This window comes from Desulforamulus profundi (genome assembly GCF_002607855.1).
Window position 1 is genome coordinate 1 of sequence record NZ_AWQQ01000035.1, and the last position, 9641, is coordinate 9641.

Genomic DNA, 9641 nt, shown 5'->3' on the forward strand with positions numbered 1-9641 from the left:
TGCTGTTTTCAGAAACAAGGGGTCTGTTACTCCATTGCTCTAATACATCAATGTCGGTTATAGATAATTGACGTCCTTTTTGCTTTAACATATTAAATTAGCACTCCCTATCTGATGATAGGTATTTATTTCTACAAATATCTCTATTTTCCTTCCTATTATGCTAAAAATATCTATTTTTGGTTATTATTGTTTGGAGTTTTTCAACAGTCTCCTAGGGAGCAAATAATAAGATATAACCTATGTGCCGAACCCAAGACCCTGGACCCCGCCAAAGCCAACGGTGTTCCGGAAGCCACTGTCACGCTGCAGTTGTTTGACGGATTGACTCGCTATGATGCCAACCAACAAATCCAGCCCGCCCTGGCAGAGAGCTGGCAAATTTCAGATGACGGGTTAACCTATACCTTTAAACTAAGGGAGGCCAAATGGAGCAACGGAGAACCTGTAAAGGCCCAGGACTTTGTTTACAGCTGGCTAAGGGCACTGGCTCCGGAGACTGCTTCTGAATACGCTTACCAGCTCTATTACATCAAAGGAGCCGAAGAATATAACAGCGGTAAAGGGAAGAAGGAAGAGGTAGGGATCAAAGCCCTGGATGACAAAACCATGCAAGTGGTTCTGAGAGCGCCGGCCCCCCAGTTTCTCGGCTTAACAGCTACCAGACCTTTTACCCTGTCTACCGGAAAGCTGTAGAGAATAATGAAAAATGGTTTACCGATCCAAAACAATATGTTTGTAACGGCCCTTTCAAAATCGTCAGTTGGGAACATAACCAGAAAATCACCCTGGAAAAGAACCCCTATTACTGGGATGAGAAAAATGTTAAGTTAAATAGACTGGAAATATACCTGATTGAATCGCTGCAAACCGGTTTTACTATGTTCCGGAGCAATCAACTGGATATGCAAAATGAAGTGTCGGTACAGGAACTGAATTCTTTAAAAGATAGCAGGGAACTACAGATTGCAGCGGATGCCTCCGTTGATTACTACCAGTTTAACCTGTCCCGTAAACCCTTTAATGACCCGAGGGTGAGAAAGGCCCTGTCCATAGCCATCGACCGTGAGCAGTTGGTCAAGCATATTTTACAGGCCGGGCAAGAACCTGCCTACGCATTTGTACCCTATGGCTTTACGGAGGAGGAGGGGAAGGACTATAGGCAAAACGGCGGCGATCTTTTTAAAGAAGATATCGAACTGGCCAAAAAACTACTGGCAGAAGCTGGTTATCCGGAAGGAAAGGGATTCCCCAAAGTAACCCTGCTGTACAATAACAATGACAATATCCACAAGGTGGCCCAGGCCATTCAACAAATGTGGAAGAAAAACCTTGGCATCGAGGTGGCTTTAGAAAACGTGGAGTGGCAGGTCTATTTGGACAGGCAGTCCCAACAAGACTTCGATATTACCCGTACCGCCTGGAGCCCGGACTACCTTGACCCCATGACATTTATCGATTTATTTGTCACCAACGGCGGCAACAATAACACCGGTTGGAGTCATCAGGTATATGATAAATTGGTGAAAGAGGCCAATTCCACCGGCGACCAAAAAATAAGAATGCAGGCCATGCAAAAGGCTGAAAAAATTTTGATGAATGACATGCCGGTCATGCCGATCTTTTTCTATGCACACCCCATATTAGTAAAAGAAAACATTAAAGGAGTTATCACGCCTGCCTTTGCAACCTATGCTGATTTTAAATACGCCTATGTAGAGTAGCAACACATAAAAACCACCTTACCCTTTATGAAGAGAAAGGGTAAGGTGGTTTTTTATACCTCAATATCAACATATTCAGTGTGGGTATAACCTTCTTGGTCGCATTGGAAAGCGTAACATAAGAAATCTTCCACATTGTCAAAGATTGTTTGGTCCCGGCTTCTAATAACCGCCTTTTCATGACCCTTATAATAGAATTCTTCCGGTGTTCCGGAGATGGGAAAGGCGCGAAAGGCCAGTTCCCCGTCGCCTATGTTTTCCAGGTACTGGGCAAACTCCCCCAGTGTGGTAAAACGAATGCGTTTCCCTTTTTCTGTCCCTGAACTTATTTCTTTCACCAAATATAACCTCCCCGGGAGTAAATGTTCCAATTGTTACAGTAAGCATTGTAAAAATAATTTAGCCATATCCATCATAAATAATTCTCTCTGAACGTTATGGCCAGTATAATCTTACTTATTTCCGAGGAGTTGAAACCAATGCTGCGGGTTAAAATAAGAAGGCAATGGAGTGAGAAACTATATGAAAGAAGGTCATCCAAATGGAGAAATTCATCGTACGCAAGAAAAATGAAAAAGGAAAAGTAGAATCTACCATACCACTGCCAGCGGATTACATAGATGCATTAGTGCCGCCATTTCCGATCGAGAATGATACTCTTCTGGAACCCTACGACGATGAGAGGAACGAACGTAAATAAACGGGCAGCGCCCGTTTATTGCGTTCAGAATGTATAGCCTTGCAGATTAATCAGTTTTTCCAGCATGCCAATCACCACAGGCGCTAAAGTTGCAATTAAATACCCACGGAGCAGCAATGGGATGCAGTCTACCCTTTGATCACTGCAAGGGTTTTTAGCCTTTTGATGGGTTGGATTAAATCAAGCTCCTGGTTGATGACAAAGTCAATATCTTTATAGGCAAACCGGCTTTCCTCAGATACGTCCCCCTTTTTGCTTTTCCCAAGGATCACACCCAATTCCTTGAGGTCCGTTATCGTTTTTTCGACCGGGATGGTTTCCATGGCCTTCTTTCGGCTCATTTTGCGACCGGCCCCATGGGAACAGCTGTAAAAGGAATCCGGATTGCCCAGGCCCCGGACAATGTAACTGTAGGATCCCATGGCCCCGGGTACAATCCCCAGCTCACCTTGCCGGACCCTGATGGCACCCTTGCGATGGACCACCACCTGTGTACCGAAGTGTTCCTCAAAGGCAGCATAGTTGTGGTGAGCATTAACAAAGTTTTCGAAGGTGATATGGGGGTATAACTTCCTTATGTCATCCATAACAACATGCATCATTTTTTCACGGTTTTCCATGGCAAATTCCAGGGCCAATTCCATCCAGCTTAAATACCCGGTTCCCTCGGCAGAGTCCACCGGCAAATATGCCAAATCATATTTTGACGGGACAGGGGAATTCCATTTGGTGTTAAGGTCCTTTGCCAGTTCATTAAAGTATTTGGCGATTCTGTAGCCAAAGTTGCGACTGCCGCTGTGCAGCATAATGCAGATTTTGCCTGAATCATCCTCCTGCAGTTCAACAAAGTGGTTGCCCCCGCCCAGGGTTCCAACCTGGTAGTATCCCTTCTCGATTTCCTCGCATAATTCTGCAGTCTTGTAGATATGCTGGTCCTTCAGCCTCTGCGTAAAGTTATCCAAGGAACGGCAGGGTTGCTTCTTTTTATGGTGCTGAAAGCCGGTGGGGATATCCCTCATGATTTGGCTGACCAAGTTTTGCAGGTCAATTTTAGAGATTTCTCCCTTATAAATCCCGGTCTCAGCAAAGCACATGCCGCAACCGATGTCCACTCCCACTGCGTTGGGGATGACAGCACCCGTGGTTGCCAGCACTCCGCCGATGGGCATGCCAAAGCCGGTATGTGTATCGGGCATTAAAGCGATTTGCTGAAAGGCAAAGGGTAATCTGGATAAATTCAAAGCCTGGCCCAGACAATCCGCTTCAATTTGCGAGGGGTCTTCCAGCCAAACTTTAATCGGAATCCTTTGTTCAGATTCGTTGAAAATGGTAAACAGTTTAAACACACCTTTCTTCTTACTGATAGAAAGTATTGTATTCCTAGTACCGTCGAGGCATAATTAGAATACAACAGCGAAACAAAATGATAATATTTACGAATAATTTCCTGTTGCCCGTTCCGGGAAAGGGGTGTGAGGAGTGCCCAAGTTTGCCGGCATGTTTTTAGCAAGCATCTTGATTGTTGCTTCCCTTAGCATGATGATCAGTGACTCACTTAACTATAAAAGTTTTTGTTATGTGACAGCCATTTTCCTTCCTGGCATCATTATTTATCATTACTTTTTCATTTGGTTTCCCGGGGCGTTGCAAAAAACGGAGTCCCTGGTGCGGGTGGTAAAAATCATCTATTCTTCCATTGAAGAAGCCCAACTGGGCAGCCCGTCCCCCTTTAAATTTATTCAGAAAAATTCTGTGGAAAAGGCCTGGAAAGAATTCTTCCTGGAGGCCTTTACGGTCATTGACAGGGAAATAAAGGATGAGACGATTCGCAATTGGATCTTTAATAAAATCAAGCGCAAGCTGAGTGCAGACAGGTCCGGTCGGGAGGTTAAAAAAGCATTAAAGAAGATTGTCGGCGACAGCAAATACCGGTATCTGTTTAAGGACGAACTTTAAGGACTCGAGGTTAACACCCCGAGTTTTTTGTTTTGTCAGCACTTAGAAATTTTTTAAAAAATAGCAAAACACCATAACGTTAAACTGTACGGTTTGCTGGAAATAATGTATAATACTGGTGAGGTGGTACTATTGGGGACGTAAAAGTTTACAAAATTGGGGAAATTGCTGAATTGGCCGGGGTCAGCAGAAGGACAATTGATTATTATACAAAGCTCGGTCTTTTGAAACCCCTGAGGTCTGAGAGCCAGTACCGGTATTATACTGCGGAATCCCTCCTGCGCCTCAAGCTAATTGAAGGCATGAAGAAACAAAGATATACGCTGGAGGAGATAAAACAAAGAATAGACCTTCCGGAAGACAGTAACCCGCCCAAAGAAGCAAAGAATCAAGGAACCCTTGACGTTAATTTTTTGAAAGACCAATTTAAAATGCTGGAGACGCAGCTTGCTCAACTGCAGCCGCTGGTAAACAATACCGATGCCAACCAGGCGGCACTTGTAACCAAACAGGTATTGATGCAAAGCATGACGGTTATTCAATCGTTGATTTTATACATCAACGAAGCAGCACCTTTTATTTAGAAAACTTATAAGAAGGAGTGTTCCGCGTCCTATGTTTAAAAAACTGATGGCCAGCTTCGGTGTAGGGGCCGCAAAAGTGAACCTGGTGCTGGACAATGAACAGTGCCGGATTGGTGAAAAGGTGACGGGAAAGGTCATTGTTGAGGGAGGGAATATAGATCAGGGAATTCATACCCTGGATGTTGACATTGCCATGAAATTTGTCATTAAGGGTAAGGAATTCACCCGGGTGGCGGATACCATAAGGGTGGCCCGGGATTTCCACATAAAAGCCAGGGAAACCAGGGAAATTCCCTTTGAGCATGCGATCCCCGTTCACTACCCGCTCTCCAAAGGATTTGTGACATACTTCCTGGCTACCAAGATGGATATTGCCCAGGCGGTGGATACCGGTGACACCGACAGGCTGGTTGTGCTGCCAAGCCGGGAAATGGCATTGGTATTCGATGCTCTGGAAGCATTGGGATTTAAAGAGAAAATCGGCTCGGGCAAAATCGGGAGGCTTGGGCAGGAATTTGAATTCTATCCCACAACCCTTTTTGCCGAACCGTTAAAGGAACTGGAACTTAAATTTTATTCCGAAAACAACAGGTTCAAGCTATTCTTGGAATTGGAGCTAACCGGCGGCTATATGAGGAACGGTCTTGAGCATCACACCGAACTGGACCTGCCTGCCGAGCTGTTGGCCGGCGGTTCCGTTCAGGAGGCTGCAATTTTTATTAAGGAGTTCCTGGAAAATGAATTAAACCAGGTGTCAGTCCAGGGTCCCCGGATGGCACCCAGTTACCATAACCTTCAACATGGTACCCATAGATCCGGCTTTGGCGGCTTTATGGGTGGCATGGTGGCCGGCATGCTCGGTGGGGCGATGCTGGGAAGCCTTTTTGACGGTGATGAAAATGAGGAAGCCGGTGATACAGGCGGCGAAGAGGGTTCAGAGGACGGGTTTGACTTTGGTTTAGGCGATTTTGGAGACGATGACTTTTAAGAAATGTTTCAATGTTTCAGGAGGGAGTATAGATGAACACACTAAAAGTATGGCTCTTAATGGGCACCCTTTCAATTCTGCTGGTGCTGATGGGCAGTGCCATTGGCGGCAAAAGCGGGGCCATGATTTTTTCCTGATCGCCATGGCGATGAACTTCTTTGGTTACTTCTACAGTGACTCTCTGGCTATAAAAATGACCGGTTCTTACCCGGTATCCGAAGCGGAGGCTCCGGAACTGTACGCAATGGTCAGGAAGCTGTCCCAGCGGGCGGGTCTTCCCATGCCAAAGATTTATATCCAACCGTCCCAACAACCCAACGCCTTTGCCACCGGTCGCAACCCGTCCCATTCGGCGGTGGCGGTCACCGAAGGACTTTTGCGACTGTTAAGCCCCTCTGAACTGGAAGGTGTTCTGGCCCACGAACTGGCGCATATCAAGAACCGGGACGTGCTGGTGGGAACCATCGCCGCCGCCCTGGCCGGGGCCATCAGCATGATGGCCAATGTCCTGCAATGGGGCGCTATCTTTGGGATGGGAAGAAGCGATGACGAGGAGGAAGGCGGCGGCATGGTCGGGGGGCTGATTATGGCCATCGTGCTCCCATCATCGCCATGATCATTCAAATGGCCATCTCCCGCTCCAGGGAATACATGGCCGATGCCACCGGCGCCCAAATCGCCGGTTCACCGGATGGGCTATCCAATGCCCTGTTAAAATTGGAATCAGCGGCACACCGGGTACCGATGGCCGTCAATCCGGCAACCTCCCACCTTTTTATCATCAATCCTCTTTCCGGGGCGTCTATAGCCAAGTTTTTCAGCACGCACCCGCCCATTCAGGAAAGGGTAGAGAGACTCCGGAGAGTAAGGACATAATTTTGCTTTAGCATCAAACAGCACTCTACATGAAGCAGGGTGCTGTTGTTCTGTGGCGATAGCCTGTATTCAGGTTAAATGATTGGTTGAAGCGGGTTGAAAGGAAAGGATTCAGTTTTGTTCTGTTTCGCTAATTCAAAGGCTTTGGTCAACCTCTTGACCCCTTCCGTTAAAACAGGTTCGGGATAGGTTGCAAAGCAAAGACGAAACTCATTATCTTCAGAGGGCATGGTATAAAAGGCCTCACCGGGCACAAAGAAAACCCCGTATTTGGTTGCTTCATGTAAAAGCTTGCTTGTAGACACAGGCGCTTGCAGTCTGCACCACAGGTAAAAACCACCCCCGGGTACCTCAAACAGAAGATGATTCCCCAGGTAGCGTCGTACGGCTTTCACCAGGCCGTCCCGGCGCTTTTTATATTCCTTTCGCACCATCCTTAAATGTTCATCAAAATACCCGTTCTCCAAAAACAAGTGCACCAGCCATTGGGTAAAGTTATTGCTGTGCAGATCAACATACTGCTTTTCTAAAGCAAGCCGGTTGATCAGTGCAGGATGCCCGGTTAAATAACCCATCCGGAGACCCGGCGTTGCTGTTCTGATAAGACCCGGCCGCTGCGCACTTTTACCAGGCTGTCAGCGACAGCCTGTCGGTTGTCCTGGCCCATCTAAGTGAAGATGACAATAAGCCTTTCAGGGCGCTGGAGACTGCCAGGTGTTATTTAAGCCCGCATATCAATTTAGTCACCGCACCTCCCCGTACTCCGGAACTTGGTCCAATCTGCTTTTAAAATAACCTGTGAAAACCATAATCCCCTGGGTTTTACACGTAAGGCCCAGGAGATTATTATTTTATGAAAGCATTAGATGATTACTGCGACTTGCTTTATGTTCTTCTGTCCGGCATACGGGTATTTTTAAATACAGAATGATTCTATTATGTAAAGCCTAACCGCGGCTAATACTCGGGACTAAACCAGGTATGCCTCAACCTGTCTTTCAAGGGAGACAATTTCCTCTTCAGATAATTTTCTTCCTAAAAAGTTCTCCAGGGCTTTAATAGAAGCGCCCACAGCAACCCTTCGTAAATCTATTTCAACCGGTCTTTCCGAAAAAGATCTAGGTTCATATTTTTCCGAGGGCAGTCCGGGACTTATCTTTTCCGCCATTTGTTCCAGGGAATGTTCGATATCGAACACATCAGAACAGAGGTCACCAGTCGCATCAAGGGGTAAATCCATATTCATTGTTGAAAAATTGTCATTCATGGAAGCAGCAGAGGTAAATTCTTTCTCGGACTTTTTTAGTTCCCTTTTAATCCGTTGCTCCTCTTTCTTTTTCATATAGCCGGAAAAGGCGCTGGCAATCTCTTCCTCCACTTGAACCAGTTCGAGTTTAAGATTATCTAAAAATATCTTTTCTTCGGGGAAATGGGTGTTTAATCTTTCCATTAGTTCCAAATGGTTAGCGATTAAGGCTTGAAGCGCCGGAGAGACCTTAATGGGTACCCTGGCAAGATCCTTATCATACTGGTGTCCGGACGCAGTTAAAATTATGTCTTGCTTTTTCTGTTTGGTCAACAATAACACCCCTTGTATTATTGATTTTAAGTTTGCAGGAAGGAAAGCCCCAGTAAGGAAGAAGAATATTGCCGGGAAAATGACTGGTAGAGCATGACTTTACGAGACTAAAATTTACCACAGCGTGAATAAAAAGTAAATAGGGTTTGGTAATTTTGCCAGATATACCAACCTCTTAGGATATGGCCGAAAGCTATTTTTCTATTTCTCAAAATAGTGATATGAATATACCCTGGGTCTCATATGATGAATAAAAACCACTTAAGGGGGAACTGCATGAAGGTGGTATTTAGTCTGGAGGAAGAGGATGGGTCAATAAAAAAAGAAAATGATTTGTCATTTGACCTGGACGCCTCACACATCATGGCATTGTTTAATTGCAATGAAGTGTTTTATCCTAAAAAACAGGGCTCAACCCTTTTTGACGAGTCCCAGGGTATTTGGAGTGATTCCATCGCAGGAGAAATAAAGGAAGCCTACTACAATTTAAACCGCGCAATCCCAGAGCTAAATATATTAATAATGAAGAAATAAATTTCAGGTTCTCCAGGCTTCTTTGTTTCACCCGAATGCGAGTATGATGATGCTTTAGAACGCAACGTTATTAATTGCAATTCGAAAAAATCCCCGGTCATAGACCAGGGATTTTTTTCTTTTTTCGTTTTATTTTCCTCCACCATAACTCCCATCGCAGCCGTTCCAGCCAACCACGTAGCCACTTCATATAGCATTCACCCTCCAAATAGAAACCCCTGGCTGCAGCCAGGGGCACTGATTACTACTACTTACTGCATCCGCCATATCCGCCAAAGAAACCATTGCCGAAGAACAGCAGGATAAGAATTAGGAACAAGATGAAAGAAAAGTTACTATACCCATATCCGCCGGTATAACATCCGCCACCGGCTCCACCCCCAACACTATAACCCATATATATACCCCCTTATTGTTTGTTGCTCCATATTATGGAAGTGCCAGACGAAATGTTCCGCCTCGTACTGACAAAATAAAAATAGTCACTAGCGTTGCATAAATAAATTTCCAAAATGTCAATATCTAAAATTCTAGAAAAAAACCAATAAATCATTGTTTTTCCAGCAATATCCTGTAAAAATGATTAAAATCTCCTTATAATTGAGGTATAACAGGTAGTCCTGTCCATAATCTCAAAAATAAGGAGACATCGCATGGACAAGGATACCAATAAATCCACATATAATCAACTGTTTCAAGC

The 9641-nt window shown here is 45.2% G+C and carries 10 protein-coding genes and 2 pseudogenes; 8 read left to right on the forward strand and 4 right to left on the reverse strand.

What is annotated here, in order from left to right:
* The first annotated feature begins 114 nt into the window (after positions 1-114).
* Both P378_RS22750 and P378_RS22755 read left to right on the forward strand, forming a co-directional pair.
* A complete protein-coding gene (locus tag P378_RS22750; protein WP_099082446.1) occupies positions 115-696 on the forward strand; it encodes an ABC transporter substrate-binding protein in 582 nt (193 codons plus the stop codon).
* 32 nt (positions 697-728) lie between these two features.
* A pseudogene (locus P378_RS22755) lies at positions 729-1724 on the forward strand (peptide ABC transporter substrate-binding protein); the annotation flags it as partial.
* Positions 1725-1777: 53 nt separating this feature from the next.
* Here P378_RS22755 and P378_RS04690 read toward each other — a convergent pair.
* Complete coding sequence (locus tag P378_RS04690; protein WP_238472880.1) at positions 1778-2062, reverse strand: hypothetical protein; 285 nt, start codon at positions 2060-2062, stop codon at positions 1778-1780.
* Positions 2063-2265: 203 nt separating this feature from the next.
* On the opposite strand from P378_RS04690, the gene P378_RS19415 reads away from it, so the two are divergent.
* Positions 2266-2424 carry a hypothetical protein gene (locus P378_RS19415; RefSeq protein WP_180260991.1) on the forward strand — a complete coding sequence of 53 codons (159 nt, stop codon included), beginning with the start codon at positions 2266-2268 and terminating at the stop codon, positions 2422-2424.
* 128 nt (positions 2425-2552) lie between these two features.
* Here P378_RS19415 and P378_RS04695 read toward each other — a convergent pair whose 3' ends face one another.
* Positions 2553-3770 carry an RtcB family protein gene (locus P378_RS04695; RefSeq protein ID WP_338013832.1) on the reverse strand — a complete coding sequence of 406 codons (1218 nt, stop codon included), beginning with the start codon at positions 3768-3770 and terminating at the stop codon, positions 2553-2555.
* A 133-nt stretch (positions 3771-3903) separates the two neighbouring features.
* Here P378_RS04695 and P378_RS04700 point away from each other — a divergent pair, with 133 nt between their 5' ends.
* From P378_RS04700 to P378_RS04715, 4 genes and pseudogenes are all read left to right on the forward strand, one after another.
* Positions 3904-4380, forward strand: a complete 477-nt coding sequence (locus P378_RS04700) for a hypothetical protein (RefSeq protein ID WP_099082448.1) — start codon at positions 3904-3906, stop codon at positions 4378-4380.
* A gap of 173 nt (positions 4381-4553) precedes the next feature.
* Entirely contained in the window at positions 4554-4964 is a 411-nt protein-coding gene (locus P378_RS04705) for a MerR family transcriptional regulator (RefSeq protein WP_238472881.1), read from the forward strand.
* A 31-nt stretch (positions 4965-4995) separates the two neighbouring features.
* Positions 4996-5952, forward strand: coding sequence for a sporulation protein (locus P378_RS04710; RefSeq protein WP_099082450.1), 957 nt, complete (start codon positions 4996-4998; stop codon positions 5950-5952).
* A 32-nt stretch (positions 5953-5984) separates the two neighbouring features.
* Positions 5985-6828: pseudogene (locus tag P378_RS04715) on the forward strand (zinc metalloprotease HtpX).
* Between the two features lie 74 nt (positions 6829-6902).
* Here the strand turns inward: P378_RS04715 and P378_RS04720 are convergent.
* The gene (locus tag P378_RS04720; RefSeq protein WP_274378639.1) at positions 6903-7430 is read right to left on the reverse strand and encodes an aminotransferase class I/II-fold pyridoxal phosphate-dependent enzyme; all 528 of its coding nucleotides are present in this window, start codon (positions 7428-7430) and stop codon (positions 6903-6905) included.
* 368 nt (positions 7431-7798) lie between these two features.
* Complete coding sequence (locus tag P378_RS04725) at positions 7799-8407, reverse strand: hypothetical protein (protein ID WP_099082452.1); 609 nt, start codon at positions 8405-8407, stop codon at positions 7799-7801.
* A 276-nt stretch (positions 8408-8683) separates the two neighbouring features.
* On the opposite strand from P378_RS04725, the gene P378_RS04730 reads away from it, so the two are divergent.
* Positions 8684-8941: a hypothetical protein gene (locus tag P378_RS04730; protein WP_099082453.1), complete on the forward strand. Its 258-nt coding sequence runs from the start codon at positions 8684-8686 to the stop codon at positions 8939-8941.
* Positions 8942-9641 lie beyond the last annotated feature (700 nt).